The following is a 16,058-nucleotide window of genomic DNA, read 5'->3' as shown; positions in this document are numbered from 1 at the left end:
ACTACTGTAATCTATAGCCTAGAACTACTGAAAAGGAATTACTCATGGTTGTTTTCCATTTCTTATTTTCAAGCATCATTTTATTAAGATGATAATTGGCCTCAATGCTGTATTTGTTTTTATACTTATATCCTACACTTCCAATAATGCTTGGCAAGAGATTGATACTTGTTTGATCAAACACGGGCTTCTTAATGTAATTCTCAGACTTAAAAGCACCTGATTTATCTATAACATAGTTAAATGCTGCAGCACCGCTCATAAACACCTTTGAATTATCATTTAAGAAATAATGGTATTTTACACCAAAAGGGAACATTATATGAGAATAATTTACCTCTAAGGTGCCAGGATCTGAGCCTACTAAAAATGAATATTTGCTGACTTGCGTGCGATATATAAAATCGTTCTTACTTTTATAGTATTGGTATGTAGGCTCCAGAAATAATGACCATCTTCTATGATTAGCAGGTAAAACATATTCAATCTCAATACCTAATTGTGGCACTATTTGCCGATCAAATTGAGTAGTGTAGGTCTCCATTTTATATTCCTCAGAGGCACTATTACTGCCCGAGGATTTTCTTAAAAGTACCTTCTGGTTCATTTGCAGCGCTGCCGAAGCTACGCCCGCTTTTACAAAATAATTGAACTCTCCTTTTGCTTTTCTTCTGGTGTAATCTGTATAGGCGCCTCCAACGCATTCATTGTGTTTTACAAATACCTTAACCAGTGCTTTTTCAATATACCTAACCCTGTCAAACTGGTCCATAGTAAAAGTTGAGCATTTTAGACTAGTCCACAACTGTTGTTTGTAGGCATTATTCTCTCTTATTTCAATTTCATTTACAATGTAATCCTTTTGCACAAGCTGCTGAATATCAGAATCTTCCATTTTATAGAAAAAGCGCTGCAAACCTCCCCATGCGTAGTAAGTATACAGGCTGGCATTACCCTCTACTGCTAATCTTAACATAAGCGTTTCTTCCTTAAACTCAGGCTCCCGGTTATGGCTCAGGTATTTTGGGTTACTTTCAGAACGGTCTATGTTTACTGTAAACCGCTTGTACTTATGCACTGAATTCAGTATCTCGAATTCCTGTATAGAATCTATAGTTGCGATTTGAGACAGAGCGTTTTCAGAAAGTTTGTATACGATCTGGGTGGGGTTATTTTTCTTGTCAGCATTCTTGATAAAGCACTCAACCCTATTGCCATCATTATCTATAAAATAGCCAGGCTCAAATTCTGCTTGTGCAAATGCTGTAAAACCCAAAAGGATAAGAAAGAATGTAAGTAAAAGTTTGTTCATAACTAAAAAGGGTAGAAAAGTTTAGTTCTATATCAATTGATCACCGGTAAAGCTTCATTGTGTATATCAAAGATACAATATATCGCCAACATTATATTTACTCCATCCTACTTATTAGCGCTTAAAGGCAAAACTTTTACCCATTGTTACAGGCAATTATAAACTGCTGCATTTCTCAAGCCTTTTTCCGAACTTTGGCAATCATTAATCATTTCGCACTTGAGCCAGTCAACTATCTACAAAGAATACCTGCTGCAGTCGGAGCCGAACAAGTTCAGCCTGGATGGCCTGAAGGCGGGCGAGATGATCGTGAACATGGGGCCTCAGCACCCGAGCACGCACGGGGTTTTGCGCCTTGAGGTGATAACCGATGGCGAAGTGATACAGGAAGTGGCGCCGCACATTGGCTACCTGCACCGCTGTTTCGAGAAGCACGCCGAACACATGGCCTATAACCAGACCATCCCTTACGTAGACCGCATGGACTACCTGGCAGCCATGAACTCGGAGCATGTGTGGTGCATGGGCGTTGAGAAACTGATGGGCATTACCGACCAGATCCCGAAACGGGTAGAGTACATCCGGGTGCTGGTAGCCGAGCTCAACCGCCTTGCTTCACACTTTGTAGCTGTTGGTACTTACGCCATCGATATCGGGGCTTTTACGCCGTTCCTGTGGCTGCTCCGCGACCGCGAGCATATTCAGCGCTTGCTGGAGTGGGTTTCGGGGGCACGTATGCTCTACAACTATATCTGGGTGGGAGGCCTATACTACGACCTGCCTATTGGGTTTGAGGAGCGCTGCCGCGAATTTATAAACTACCTGTTGCCCAAGCTGGATGAGCTCGACACGATACTTTTAGAGAACAAGATCTTTATAGACCGTACGGCCAATGTAGGCGTGTTGCCTTTGGATGTGGCGATAAACTATGGCTGCTCCGGCCCGATGCTGCGCGGCTCCGGCCTAAAGTATGACCTGCGTCGTGTAGATGGCTATAGTGTATATCCTGAGCTGGAATTTGATGTACCCATTGGTACAGGCATGGTGGGCACTACCGGCGATTGCTGGGACCGAAACTATGTACGTGCTTTAGAATGCAGAGAATCTGCCAAGATTATACTTCAGTGCCTTGACAGGTTAACCGGCGACTATAAACGAACCCCTGATTTTGACCCGCAAGCGGCCTGCCCTAAAAAGCTGCGCATGGTGGGCTCACAGGAACTATACTTCCGTGGCGAAACACCGCGTGGCGAGCTGGGATACTTTTTTAGAACCACCGATAAGAGCGACGTACCTTTCCGTTGCCATGGCCGTGCGCCAAGCTTCGTAAACCTGTCTGTGCTGCCCGAAATTAGCCGGGGCTGCATGGTTGCCGACCTTATTGCTATAATTGGCTCTATAGATATTGTACTGGGAGAAGTGGATCGGTAAGCTCACCTCTAACCTCAACTATAAAAAAACCAACCCTTTGCGGGCACGATTTCAGAACTTATAAAGTTTTAGTAAAAATAAACTCACACAAAACATTTCATACTTTGAAGCTAACTAAGTTAATAGCGGTACACTTGCTTTGGCTGAGTGTACTAGCAAGCCCGGTTGCGGCACAAGTGCAACAGGAAACTATAGTACGGGTCCAGCCCACTGCTATTGCGGTTGATTCTGTTAAGATAATCCCGGTAGACTCGGTGGTGGCTATGCCGGCCGATACAGTTTATCCGGGGCAGAAAAAGCCTTTCACTGAGTCGCAGTTAAAAGAGGGCAGCAACAGGCGCTACCTTACAAGAGCAGTACTTCCAGCAGCAGCACTTATCGGGGCAGGCATCTATACTATACAGGGCAATGGCTTTTTCAGTAGTCACGATGCCCGCGATGCCCGCCACGAAAGCTTCCCGAATTTCAGCACTAAGGTAGACGATTACCTGTTCTTTTTGCCGGTAGCTTACATGTATGGTTTCAACGCCTTTTCTTCACAGAACCGCCACGACATCCGCCGCCAGACAGGCTTGCTGCTAGCTTCGGGTGTAGTTACCTCAGCCTTGGTATGGCCAACAAAAAAGCTTACAAACATTGACAGGCCTAACGGTGACAGCCATGCTTTCCCGTCGGGGCATACAGCTTATGCTTTTACCATTGCCACTATAGTTGATAAAGAATTTCGGCATAAGAGCCCCTGGATAAGTGTGGGTAGCTATACTATAGCTGGTGCCACCGGCGTGCTGCGCGTGATGAACAACGAACACTGGATGGCCGATGTGCTGGCTGGTGCTGGCGTAGGTATTTTATCGGTAAACACCGTATACTGGCTCCACGACAAGATATTTAAAGACAAAGGCCTGAACAATCCTGTAATTGCGCCGACAGTGCTGCCAAACGGCAAACCCGGTATGGGTATGTCACTCACGTTTTAATTGCTTGCACAGGTAAATCATCCCCTTTGCTGGTGCGAGCTTGTAGCTCGTACCTTACCTTTCTGCCAAATTAAGGTACGAGCTACAAGCTCGCACCAGCCCAGTTATAATTAACAAACAAAGGCGTTTTTTCCGTAGCAGGAAGAAGCGCCTTTTGCTTTATCTTTACTGCATGCCACAACTTCGTCTGCTACTTCTATTTTTACTTTGCCTTGTAACTATACCAACTATAGCGCAGGTACGCAACGTGTATGGCACCGTGCGCGATGCCGAAACCAAAGAGCGGCTACCTTTTGTAAGCATTGCTGCCAACAATGGCGAAACCGGCACCACCACCAACCTGGAAGGGCAGTTCAGGCTGCAGCATCATAAACCCATTACCAGCCTGCGCTTTAGTTATGTAGGCTACACACCCCAGTTTATTCAGCCCGACTCTACAGGCAGGATTGATGTGTATCTGCAGCCATCGGCAGCGCAATTACAGGAAGTTATAGTGAGGGCAGGCCAGAACCCGGCACACCGCATTATAGAACTGGCCACCCAAAACCGCGAACGCAACCGCACCGAAAATATAACAGCTTATACTTACCGCACTTACAACAAATTCGTACTCACCGCCACCGACCCACGCAACATCAACTTCAGCGACACCACGCTAACTATAGATCCAAAAGACTCGGCATACTATAAAATGAGCAGGCTCCTGGAAAATCAGCACCTGTTTGTAATGGAGAGCGTTACAAATTTCGCCTACCTTAAACCCAACCGCACCAACGAAACCATAGTTGCCACGCGCGTATCGGGGTTGCAGCAGCCTAGCTTTGGTATAGTTGCCGCCGAAGCCCGCGACTTCTCTGTTTACGCTGATATGCCCATATTTTTCGGGAAGAACTACCTGAGTCCGCTGAGCCCGGGAAGTACGCGCAAATACGATTTCATACTACAGGAAACCGTAGTTTCGGGCCAGGATTCTGTTTTTATCATTTCGTTTGCCCCGCTCAAAGGCAAGAATTTTAACGGACTGAAGGGATTGCTGTACATTAACTCCGATGGGTGGGCAGTGCAGAACGTGATAGCCGAATCAGCCAGCGACGACAAACGCGGCATAAAGCTACAGCAGCAGTTCAGTAAAGTGCAGGGCCGCTGGTTCCCCACAGAGCTCGACGTAGAGATAACCATTCCGCAGATAGAGCTCAAAGGTCACCAGCCTTACGGCCGCATCCGCACATATATCTCCAACATTAACTTAAGCCCCGATCTGAAGAAAAGCGACTTCAGTATTATTGCCCTGCAGCAAACATCCGATGCTAACAAGCAACCCGAAAGCCTGCTACAGCAATACCGCCCCGACACGCTGGACAGTTTTGAGCAGCGCACCTACACCGTTATGGACAGCACCGGCAAAGCCCAGAAACTGGATCGTACCATCCGGGTAATGGAGTACCTGCTTACCAAACAGCTGCCCATCGGCCCCATCAGTTTAGACCTGAATCGCCTGTTTCATGTCAGCACGTTTGAAGGCCTGCGTTTAGGCCTCGGCGCCCACACCAACGACCGGCTCCTGGACTGGTTTAGCATTGGCGGTTACTGGGGCTATGGTTTTAAAGATAAAGAACAGAAATACGGCGCCGATGCAACTATAACCCTGCACAAACCAAGCAACTTAAAACTACAAGCCGCTTTCTGGGAAGATGTGCTGGAGCCCGGTGGACGCAGACTTCCGTTCCGGCAAACAACTTTGCTATCAGACCTGCGCCAACCGCTTTTACCTATGCTGGATTACGCTACCCATAAACATCTAAACCTGAGCGGCCGGGTAGGCAGGTATCTGCAACTAAACACACAACTGCAACACGAAGAGCGCCGGCCAACATTATACTTTACCAACGATCAGCCGCAAGCAACTTATAGTATCACCGAAGCCTCGGCTGGGTTGCGTTTTGCTTACGGCGAGCAACTCATGCAGCTCTTTAACCAGACCACCGCTATGCCCGGTAAATATCCTGTGTTATGGTTGCAATACACGCGCGGTTTAGATAATGTGATGGACGGAGACTATAGTTACAACAAATACGACCTGCGCCTGGAGGCCGGTTTTCAGCACCGCACATTCGGTAAGACCAACGCCACGCTGGCAGCTGGTTTGGTTAACGGCAACGTACCGTTTGTGAACCTCTACAACGGTTACGGCAGCTACTCCGACAATTACGAACTGTATGCCGGCGAAGGCTTTGAAACCATGGCTCCGTACGAGTTCTTCTCTGACCGATATACTGCTTTGTTTTTGCAGCAGGACCTGGGCAAGCGCCTTTTACGCACCAAATTCTTTAAACCTGATGTTGTTTTGGTCACAAATGTAGGCTACGGCAATGTCGAACAGCCACTCCCTTACTTTATAGTTCCGCAGGTAAAGACCATGAGTAAAGGCTTTTTTGAATCCGGGGTGATGCTGAATAATATCATCAGCTCAGCTTTATCCGGAATTGGTGTTGGCGCTTTTTACCGCTACGGCGCTTATAGTTTGCCAAAGCGAAAAGATAACCTGAAGTTTAAAATGACCGCTACCATTGCGTTTTAAAAGAAGAGCCCCATAACAGCCTTATTAGTTACTGGCTGATATGGGGCTCTTAAATGCTTTTAATACAGATTAGTTCAGCACTTTTTCCTTTTCAGTTTCTGTAACATATACCTCCTCTTCTTTCTTTCTGCCTTTCAGAAAACGGAATAAGGCACCACCTCCACTCACAAGAACTACTGCAATAATCTTCCAGAATTTAAGCAGAAGCGCAAAAAATCCAACCTTTGTAAGTAACTTTCCCGCTACTAAACTTCCTATCGTCCAGGCTGCTACATCATCCACATCCGGGTCAAAGTCAAAATAACTATGGCCCTGCTCAAACGACACGCTATTTAAAACCAGTGGTATATTCTGCCTTACTTCAGGCAGGCTGTTCATACCGGCAATGGCATTCAGCATTAAAACCCCTTTACGACCAAGCAAACGCACATTATAGTTCAGCGTATTTGTTTCTGCACCACCAAAGTTCAGTTCTTTAGCCCAGTGCAGTGTCTTCTTTTCGTTATCGTAAAATGGCTTTGCTGCCCAACCTATAAGTTCTATCTCTTCGTACCCGTTAGCAACTCTTTCTTTATTTCCTTCTGCCATGTCTTTCTTCATCGTGGCAAGCAGTTCGGTATAGTCTATTTCCGCGGCGTCATCGTCCTTCACATAGCCCATTTCCTCAAACTCAATGTCAAATACCCAGGTATCATCATTTAGTACGCCTTTATTTTCCGGTACCAGCATACCCAGCGATGTCCCTGATGCCGGATTACCCCATAGCTCTGTCAGCACGTACTCTGCTTGCGTTGCATCCAGGTATTTAAAACCTTTTGGCACCTTTAATTTGGCCATGCCTTCCCCTAACGAGATTTCGCCGTACTGATAGTTTAAAGACTTCTCTATCTCTGCGATTTGAAGACTTAAGGAGTCCGTTTGTGCATAAGAGGTGAACCCAATAAAGAGCGAGAATAATAAAATGTAAAACTGTTTCATGTTATATGTAATTAAGTTGTTTTCAATTAATTTGATGAAGAAGAAATGAAGAAACGTAGCAGGATAAGTCTGTAGCTCTGGCAACATCTAAATACTTAACAAAGTAAATAAAACAGTTTAAAATATAAATACACCCTGTGTTTTTATCTAAACTTTAATTCATTGTTCCACATGAAAATACTTTCTGCTACCCAGACACGCGAAGCCGATGCCGCCACTTTGCAATATGAAGAGATTGACTCGCTGGAGCTGATGGAACGGGCCGCTAAAGCCTTTGCAGGCTGGTTTGAGAATAAGTTTATGCCGCAGGAGCCAGTTTATATTTTTTGTGGCCCCGGTAACAACGGCGGCGACGGACTGGTAGTGGCAAGGCTGCTGCATCAAAAGCGGTATCATGTTAAAGTATTTATAGTTGGCGACTCTGAAACTGCTTCACCCGACCACAAGGTAAACCTGCAACGCCTCCCCGAAACTATAGTCCCGCAAATTATAAACGCTGCTACCGACCTGCCGCCTCTGCATAAAAGCCATAGCATAATAGATGCGCTATTTGGCACCGGACTGAACAGACCTGTAACCGGTTTGTTTGCTGAACTTATAGATCACCTGAATAATAGTAGCGCCTGCATCACAGCTATAGATATGCCTTCCGGGCTTTACACCGATGCTCAAACGCCAGATGATGGCGCTATCGTAAAGGCAAACTATACGGTAAGTTTTGAGCTGCCGAAGCTGGCCTTTTTCCTGCCGCAGCACGAGCAGTTTGTAGGCGAGTGGCATGTGGTTCCTATTGGTTTAAGTCCGGCATTTATAGCTGATGTAACTACGGAGCATTATTTCACAACTATAAATGATATAAGCAAGCTAATTAAGCCTCGCAAAAAATTCTCGCATAAAGGTTTGTATGGGCATGCATTGTTGCTGTGTGGCGGCTACGGTAAAATGGGAGCTGCGGTGCTGGCAGCAAGAGCTTGTTTACGAAGTGGTGTAGGACTTCTAACCATGCATGTGCCCTCATCCGGCTATCCTATACTTCAGACAGCTGTGCCTGAAGCCATGACGCTGACAGATAATAACCGCAAGCATATTTCAGGACTGCCAGAAGACGTTGAGAAGTTTAGCGTGGTTGGTTTAGGCCCCGGCATAGGCACCGAAAAAATAACCAAAACTGCCATAGGCCAACTGCTGGCAACCAGCGAATTACCTTTGGTGATAGATGCCGATGCCATTAACATTATAGCCAGCAGCGAAAAACTGAAAGCGCAGCTACCTAAAAACAAAGTCATCTTTACCCCTCACCCTAAAGAGTTTGAACGGCTTGTTGGCAAATCAAAAAACGATTACGACCGGCTGCAGGATATGAAGGAATTTTGCCGGGTCTATAGTTGCTACATTTGCCTGAAAGGTTCACATACGGCTATCTGCACCCCCGAAGGCAAACTATACTTTAACACCACTGGCAATGCAGGCATGGCCACCGGCGGCACCGGCGACGTATTGACCGGTGTAATGACAGCTTTGGTAGCGCAGGGCTATAGTTTAGAAGAAGCAGCTATAGTTGGTGTTTATGTACATGGGCTCGCCGGAGATCTTGCTTTACAGAAAGTGGGAGACATCGCCATGATAGCATCTGACCTGACAGATCATCTGCCGCAGGCTTTCATGGCACTGGTTACCGCTTAAACTTTTATAAAGTACACCAGCGCTGCATGCAGCAACATGGCACCATCAGCCAGCAGCAAAAAGTAAACACGAGGTTTCAGTTCCGACGAGAACCATACAACTATAGCAGCCACCACAGCAGCTATAAGTAAAGCCATTTCGGTGCTTCCGGTCTCGGTAACTATCACTATAAAACTATAGATCAGCAGTAGACACAGCGAGAGTAATTTTGTATAGTTCACACCGATCAGGCCGGGTACAGTAAGGGTATTGGTATGGCGGTCGTAGGTATAATCCCGTATATCGAAAAGCAGCGCCAGGGCCAGTATGAACAGAAAACGTCGCAAAAATAACTCCATGGCCTGTGAGTCCAGCACATACACACCGGCATCCATCAACGGAAACAAACCCGTAACCATGGCCCACACATAGGCTATCAGGAAGACTTTAAGAAGTGGCACACGCCTAAGCGGCTTCACCTGTTTATTCCCGATCATGACCGGAATAGTATACCCGATGGATATGATGGCCAGGTGCAGCACAAACCAAATATTTAGTCTCAGGCCAAAATAAAAGTAAACTATAGTTGCTAACACAATGCTAGCTAAACCAACTATAGCCATTGGCTTCTGGTGTCTGTACCACCACGAGTCCGGGTCATGTTTAACCTGCTTTCGCAACACCACGCTTTGTATGCTACTCAGGTTATAGGTAAAAAGCGTAGCCAGGAAAACAAATAAAGCCATAGGCACAGATACCGGCAGTTCGGCCAAAAGGTAAGTTTCTATAGTTAGCCCAAATGCACAGACCGAAATGAACACACTGCTATAAAGTATACTTTTCAGTACACTTGCCAGAAAATTGTAAACGGGGTTTCCGCTATAATCCAGGTTCGTTTCGGAGTCGCTTCGCTTCATCTATCACTGCAAGTTCTAAACAATTAGGCTTTTATCAAACCAACTATAGTTACAAACAAAAAAGCCTGACACAGGAAATCCTACGCCAGGCTAAAACAGGAAGGTAAATTCTTACAGTACGTTCTGCTTCTCTTCAGTAAACGTAGCGTTGTACAGCTCTATGCTCTGCTGAATGATTTCGTAAGCTGCTTCGCGGCCAAGAAACTGCTCTACAATTACTTCTTTCATTTCCAGCTTCTTATAGTCTTCGAAGAAACGGCGCACTTCCAATAAAGTATGAGGTGGCAGTTCAGAGATATCGTTAATGTGGCGAACCGACATATCGTTATTTGCAACAGCTATGATCTTGTCATCTTCTTCGTTGTTATCGATCATCTGCATTACCCCGATCACTTTCGCATCTATCAGGCACATTGGCTGCACATCTACAGAGCAGATCACCAGGATATCCAACGGATCTTTGTCATCGCAGTAAGTCTTAGGTATAAAGCCATAGTTGGCCGGGTAATGTATCGACGAGAAAAGTACACGATCCAGTTTCAGCATTCCGCTCTCTTTGTCCAACTCGTACTTCGCCTTCGACCCCTTTGGTATTTCAATGATGGCAGTTACCACACCAGGTGCTTCTTCTCCGTAGCTTACGCTATGCCATGGATTGTTTTTGTCTAAATTATTCATAAATGTTAATGTACTTGTAGCACTCCCTTTGAGCGCTGTTATTTCATATATTCTTGTAATGCTTTTCCTATGCTGCCAGTTGGCTCCTGTATGTTAAGCCAGGTAGCTATAGTTGGCGCTATATCTGATACTTCTGTTGTTGTGGCACTTTCACCCGGTTTTACTTTCCAGCCATACCATAAGAGCGGTACGTGTGTATCGTGCGTTGAGTAAGAGCCGTGTGCAGTGCCTTTCGGCCCGTGTTTCTGCCAGTTTGGTTCCAGTTGCACCATTACATCTCCCGACCGTCGGGCATTATACCCATTCTCAACCAGTCGCATCTGCCCATGGTTCCAACTGGTACGTAGCAGAGCGTCAGCGGTTATCGTTCTGGCTACACCTTCCAGCGTCATTATGTATTGTGCAACATCTTGCTGCACCTCTGTTAGGTTAAGCTTTTTATCTTTTATCAGTTTATGGTTCAGGTATACTTGCTGATTGGTGTATTTCTCCAACCATTTGCCTTCGCCATAGTTGCGTGCCAGGTATGTTTTCACCGAATCGCCAACGGTATAATAACCAATCGCCCCAGCCGTTACCCGTTCTCCAATCATATACGCTGGCACGTTAGCAACACCATGATCTGCCGTTAAAAATACCAGCAGGTTCTCTTTCCCAACTGTACTCTCCAACTCTTTCAGCAACTCTGCAATCTCACGGTCCAGTCGGATGTAGGTATCTTCCGCTTCAATAGAATTTGGTCCGAAATCATGACCAATGTAATCTGTTGACGAGAAGCTTATCGACAGAAAATCTGTACTCTCGCCTTTACCTAATTGTTCAGCATGCAGGGCTTTTATTGCAATATCTTTTGTTAACGTATTTCCAAAAGGCGTAGTGCGGATCAGTTCGTAATCTTTCCCTCTCAGCGTTGCTAGTTCATAAGGAAAAACCGGCTTTAGCTTACCCGGCAAACCTTCTTCGTAAGCCATATCGTCCGTTGTACTATTAATATACTGTTCTATTGGTAAAAGCGTGTTCCAGGTCTGGCTCAGGTACTTATCTGCCAGTTTTTGCCCGTTAAACTCATTTACCCACGCAGGCAACTCATCTCGGTAAAACGTACTCGTTATAAAATTCCCCGACTGAGAATCGAACCAGTAAGCACCATCGGCCATGTAACCACCCGGAATAACTGCTCCCCGGTCTTTCAATGCAACCGCTATCACTTTCGATCTTTTATTGGTAGCTAGTTTCAGCTGATCGGTTATAGTTGTTGAAAGCAGGTTTTTAGGTGACATTTCGCCGGCTTTAGAAGTACTGCCTACCGTTTTCACCGTTTTGTCTTCCACGCAATACATGGTCTTGCCCGTTTCCCGGTTAAACCAGCTATTCGCAATTATACCATTTACTGCTGGTACTGTACCTGTATAGATGCTCGCATGCCCGGGCGCCGTATAAGTTGGCACATAACTATAGTTCGTATTCTTAAAATTGAAGCCTTGCTGCACCAGTTTCTTTATGCCATCGTTGCCATACTTATCCCAGTAACGATACAAAAAGTCATAACGCATCTGGTCCACAACTATACCTACTACCAGTTTGGGGCGGTCTATCGTTACAGCATTATCTTTCTGACTGATGGTACCTGATTGAGTTGCACATGCGCTAAGCAGCAACATCAATACAAGTACAACTTTGGAGCTTATAGTTCTCATGTATCCCTTCTGTGATTGCGTTAAAGTTACAACACACATTCTGGTTTTCAGCCTGCTATAGCTGCTAAAGTTTAACTCTTAACAGTTATTTAACCTGGCTGATACTGGTACAAAATAACAGCGCCCACCTTAGAGATGGGCGCTGCTTTATCGGTATTTCTTTCTTCGTTATTTTGAAGCAAGGGCCTCGGCACCACCCACGATCTCGAGAATCTCCTTCGTGATGGCTGCCTGTCTCGTCCTGTTGTAGGTAAGCTTAAGCTCCTTCAGTAGTTCGCCGGCATTTTCCGTAGCCTTATCCATGGCCGTCATTCTGGCGCCGTGTTCCGATGCGTTCGACTCAAGCACAGCTTTATAAACCTGTATCTTTAACGACTTAGGTATTAGCTCCTGGATGATCTCTTCTTTAGATGGTTCAAAAGTATAGTCGGCTACAAGCGTTGCAGCTTTGCTATCATCTACTGGCTGCTCTTCAATAGGAAGGAACTGCTCTGTACGAACGATTTGCGTTGCTACGTTCTTGAACTCATTATAAACAAGTTCCACCTGATCAAACTCCCCATCTACGAAACCATCCATTGCACGCTCTGCAGCAGCACGAACAGTATCAAAAGAAAGGTTAGTGAAGATCGTATTATAGTCGCCTATTACATTATAGCCACGCTTGGTTAGTGCTTCAAAACCTTTTTTACCTATCGTTAAAAAGGTAACATTACCTGCTTCCATCTGGCTGCTGTATCTGGTAGCAGCTAGTGTGGTAACAGTTTTGATAATGTTAGAGTTAAAAGCACCCGCCAGACCACGGTCAGAAGTTACAGCAATTATAAGTACTCTGTTTACCTCACGCTTTACAGAGTATTTATTTTCTACTGAACTTTCGGTAAGCGAAGACAGGTTAGCAAGTATACCGCCTAAGCGCTGCGCATAAGGGCGCATACGCAAAATGTTATCCTGCGCACGTCTTAGCTTTGCAGCTGCCACCATTTTCATGGCTTTTGTGATCTGCTGTGTCGACGATACCGATGTAATGCGGTTTCTAACCTCTTTTAAACTTGCCATATAGTTTTTGTTATGAGCAAAAGTTAAAGGCTAAGAAGCTTTAAACTCCTTAACCCCTAACGCATAACTTAAAAATTACTTCTTGTATTTAGCTGAAAGCTCTCTTGCTACCTGACGGATAACACCTGTTGTTTCGTCATCCAGTTTACCGGCTAACAAAGCATTTAGTGTTCCTTCGTGCTGAGCACGCATTGTACGCAGGAAATCTTTCTCAAACGTTCTAACTTCATTTACCGGAACATCATCCAGCAAACCATTTGTAGCGCAGTAGATAATAGCTACCTGCTCCTCAACCGGAACCGGAGAGAACTGCGGCTGCTTCAGGATCTCCAGGTTACGACGACCACGCTCAATAGTAAGCTTAGTAGCAGCATCCAGGTCAGAACCAAATTTAGCAAACGCTTCCAATTCACGGAACTGCGCCTGGTCAAGCTTCAGCGTACCAGACACTTTCTTCATCGCCTTGATCTGAGCGTTACCACCCACACGAGATACCGAAATACCTACGTTGATCGCAGGACGGATACCTGAGTTGAAAAGGTTCGTCTCAAGGAAGATCTGACCGTCTGTGATTGAGATCACGTTTGTCGGAATATAGGCAGAAACGTCACCAGCCTGTGTCTCGATGATTGGAAGAGCAGTTAAAGAACCACCACCTTTCACCATATGACGGATAGACTCTGGCAGGTCGTTCATCTCTCTTGCGATATCGTCAGATGCATTAACTTTTGCAGCACGCTCTAATAAACGTGAGTGCAGATAGAATACGTCACCTGGGTAAGCTTCACGCCCCGGAGGTCTTCTCAGTAGAAGAGAAACTTCGCGGTAAGCAACCGCCTGCTTAGAAAGGTCATCATAAACAACCAGTGCAGGACGACCAGTATCGCGGAAGAATTCACCGATAGCAGCACCTGTAAACGGAGCAAAGAACTGCATAGGAGCCGGATCAGAAGCAGAAGCCGCAACAACTACTGTGTAGTCCATTGCACCACCTTCAGTTAGGGCTTTAACAACCTGTGCTACTGTAGATGCTTTCTGACCAACTGCCACATAGATACAGAATACAGGCTTTCCTTTTTCAAAGAATTCACGCTGGTTCAGGATCGTATCGATCGCAACAGCTGACTTACCAGTCTGGCGGTCACCGATGATAAGCTCACGCTGACCACGGCCGATCGGAATCATTGAGTCGATCGCTTTGATACCAGTCTGCATTGGCTCGTTTACCGGCTGACGGAAGATAACACCTGGTGCTTTACGCTCCAATGGCATCTCGTATAAGTCACCGGCAATCGGTCCACGACCATCTATAGGCTGACCAAGTGTGTTAACCACACGGCCAATTATATCATCACCAACTTTAACAGAGGCGATGCGATTTGTTCTTCTTACTGTAGCGCCTTCTTTGATCTCGCTGTAATCGCCAAGCATTACGGCACCAACATTGTCTTCTTCCAGGTTCAGAACAAGCGCCTGAAGTCCGTTCTCAAACTCTAAAAGCTCCCCAGACTGTGCTCTGGAAAGGCCATAGATACGAGCGACACCGTCACCCACTTGCAGTACTGTACCTACTTCTTCCAGTTCTGCCTCAGAACGGAAGTTTGATAGCTGCTCTCTTAGTATGGCTGATACTTCGTCAGGTCTTACTTCTGCCATGATTATAGTTTATTAATATAGGAATTGTCTTTAAATTTATTCTTAAGCTTGCGAAGGCTATACTTCACAGAGCTATCGATCTGTTTATCGCCTACTTTCAGCACAAAGCCGCCAATAAGGCTTGGATCGATCATTTCTTCTAACTGTATAGTTTTACCGGTTTCGTTAGCCAGTTTTTCGCCTAGTTGCTGGCGTAAAGCAGGAGAAAGTGGCGCAGCAGTTGTTACACTTGCTCGCTGTATACCTTTCATAATGTTATACTGCTTTTCAAACTCTGTTGCTACAAACTCCAGGATAGACTCGCGGCTTTTACGGGCAACGATGTTAAAGAAAGCCAGTGTCATTTCATTCACTTTGCCTTTGAACACAGCGTTGATAACCGCCAGTTTTTTGTCTGACTTTACGATCGGGTTGTTTAGAAGTAACTGAAAATCCCTGTTCTGGGAAACTACGCTGGTAAACAGTTTCATGTCATCATGTACCTGCTCTACAACGCCTTTTTCCGCAGCCAGTTCAATCAGCGACTTCGCGTATCTGGAAGCAACTCTTAATTCTGACATATTGCTTTTATAAAGTATGGCCAGTGCTTTGCAGCACCTTCCGTTTATATTATTAGTTAAGCGTTACTTCGCGAATATAATCCTGTGCCAGGGCTTGCTGCGCCTGTGGATCATTCAGTTCTTTTCTCAAGATGCGCTCAGCGATATCTACTGATAGAGCTGCTGCCATATTTTTTACTTCTGTAATAGCAGCACGCTTTTCATTCTCAATAGCTTCACGGGCCTGTGCAATCATGCGTGAACCTTCTTCGTTTGCTTTGTTTCTTGCATTTTCTACAAGTGTATTACCAGCATCAGACGCTTCTTTCAGGATTTTATCACGCTCCATACGTGCTTCAGCCAACAGTTTCTCGTTCTCAGCTTTTAAGCCTTGCATTTCAAGCTTTGCTTTTTCAGCTGCGCTCAACGCGTTTTCGATAGAAGTCTCACGCTCGCGAAGTGCGCTCATGATTGGCTTCCAAGCGAATTTAGTAAGCAGGAAAAGAACGATCAGGAACGTTACTAACTGCCAGAAAATTAGACCGAAATTGGGGGTTACTAATTCCATTGTTTA

General features: G+C 45.5%; 13 protein-coding genes. 4 read left to right on the top strand and 9 right to left on the bottom strand.

The genetic code is table 11. The features are described 5' to 3' along the window. Position 1: 1 nt before the first annotated feature. A complete protein-coding gene (locus ABS362_RS14140; protein ID WP_350413147.1) occupies positions 2–1,312 on the bottom strand; it encodes a hypothetical protein in 1,311 nt (436 codons plus the stop codon). 219 nt (positions 1,313–1,531) lie between these two features. Here ABS362_RS14140 and ABS362_RS14135 point away from each other — a divergent pair, with 219 nt between their 5' ends. The 3 genes from ABS362_RS14135 (at position 1,532) to ABS362_RS14125 (ending at position 6,298) form a co-directional block, all read left to right on the top strand. Further along, entirely contained in the window at positions 1,532–2,743 is a 1,212-nt protein-coding gene (locus ABS362_RS14135; RefSeq protein ID WP_350413146.1) for an NADH-quinone oxidoreductase subunit D, read from the top strand. 104 nt (positions 2,744–2,847) lie between these two features. Continuing rightward, positions 2,848–3,720, top strand: coding sequence for a phosphatase PAP2 family protein (locus ABS362_RS14130; protein ID WP_350413145.1), 873 nt, complete (start codon positions 2,848–2,850; stop codon positions 3,718–3,720). A gap of 172 nt (positions 3,721–3,892) precedes the next feature. Beyond that, positions 3,893–6,298, top strand: coding sequence for a DUF5686 and carboxypeptidase-like regulatory domain-containing protein (locus tag ABS362_RS14125; protein WP_350413144.1), 2,406 nt, complete (start codon positions 3,893–3,895; stop codon positions 6,296–6,298). A 69-nt stretch (positions 6,299–6,367) separates the two neighbouring features. Here the strand turns inward: ABS362_RS14125 and ABS362_RS14120 are convergent, their stop codons facing one another. Next, complete coding sequence (locus tag ABS362_RS14120) at positions 6,368–7,276, bottom strand: DUF2167 domain-containing protein (protein ID WP_350413143.1); 909 nt, start codon at positions 7,274–7,276, stop codon at positions 6,368–6,370. A gap of 171 nt (positions 7,277–7,447) precedes the next feature. Here ABS362_RS14120 and ABS362_RS14115 point away from each other — a divergent pair, with 171 nt between their 5' ends. After that, positions 7,448–8,959, top strand: coding sequence for an NAD(P)H-hydrate dehydratase (locus tag ABS362_RS14115; RefSeq protein WP_350413142.1), 1,512 nt, complete (start codon positions 7,448–7,450; stop codon positions 8,957–8,959). On the opposite strand, the gene ABS362_RS14110 is transcribed toward ABS362_RS14115, so the two are convergent. The 7 genes from ABS362_RS14110 to ABS362_RS14080 all read right to left on the bottom strand — a co-directional run bounded on the left by ABS362_RS14110 (position 8,956) and on the right by ABS362_RS14080 (position 16,052). Then, on the bottom strand, positions 8,956–9,855 hold the full coding sequence (locus tag ABS362_RS14110; RefSeq protein WP_350413141.1) for a UbiA prenyltransferase family protein: 900 nt from the start codon (positions 9,853–9,855) through the stop codon (positions 8,956–8,958). The two genes, ABS362_RS14115 and ABS362_RS14110, sit on opposite strands and share 4 nt — an antisense overlap. A gap of 111 nt (positions 9,856–9,966) precedes the next feature. Then, complete coding sequence (locus ABS362_RS14105; RefSeq protein ID WP_350413140.1) at positions 9,967–10,533, bottom strand: inorganic diphosphatase; 567 nt, start codon at positions 10,531–10,533, stop codon at positions 9,967–9,969. Between the two features lie 38 nt (positions 10,534–10,571). Next, on the bottom strand, positions 10,572–12,230 hold the full coding sequence (pafA, locus tag ABS362_RS14100; RefSeq protein WP_350413139.1) for an alkaline phosphatase PafA: 1,659 nt from the start codon (positions 12,228–12,230) through the stop codon (positions 10,572–10,574). 168 nt (positions 12,231–12,398) lie between these two features. Continuing rightward, positions 12,399–13,289 (bottom strand): ATP synthase F1 subunit gamma, encoded by an 891-nt coding sequence (atpG, locus tag ABS362_RS14095; protein WP_350413138.1) that lies wholly within the window; start codon positions 13,287–13,289, stop codon positions 12,399–12,401. A gap of 75 nt (positions 13,290–13,364) precedes the next feature. Further along, complete coding sequence (gene atpA / locus ABS362_RS14090; RefSeq protein ID WP_350413137.1) at positions 13,365–14,945, bottom strand: F0F1 ATP synthase subunit alpha; 1,581 nt, start codon at positions 14,943–14,945, stop codon at positions 13,365–13,367. A gap of 2 nt (positions 14,946–14,947) precedes the next feature. Beyond that, positions 14,948–15,505, bottom strand: a complete 558-nt coding sequence (gene atpH / locus ABS362_RS14085) for an ATP synthase F1 subunit delta (protein WP_350413136.1) — start codon at positions 15,503–15,505, stop codon at positions 14,948–14,950. Between the two features lie 52 nt (positions 15,506–15,557). Then, complete coding sequence (locus ABS362_RS14080) at positions 15,558–16,052, bottom strand: F0F1 ATP synthase subunit B (protein ID WP_350413135.1); 495 nt, start codon at positions 16,050–16,052, stop codon at positions 15,558–15,560. Positions 16,053–16,058 lie beyond the last annotated feature (6 nt).

It is taken from the genome of Pontibacter populi, from assembly GCF_040278685.1.
GTDB lineage: Bacteria > Bacteroidota > Bacteroidia > Cytophagales > Hymenobacteraceae > Pontibacter > Pontibacter populi.
The sequence above is the reverse complement of the archived record's forward strand: the minus strand, read 5'-3'. Positions and strand labels throughout refer to the sequence as shown.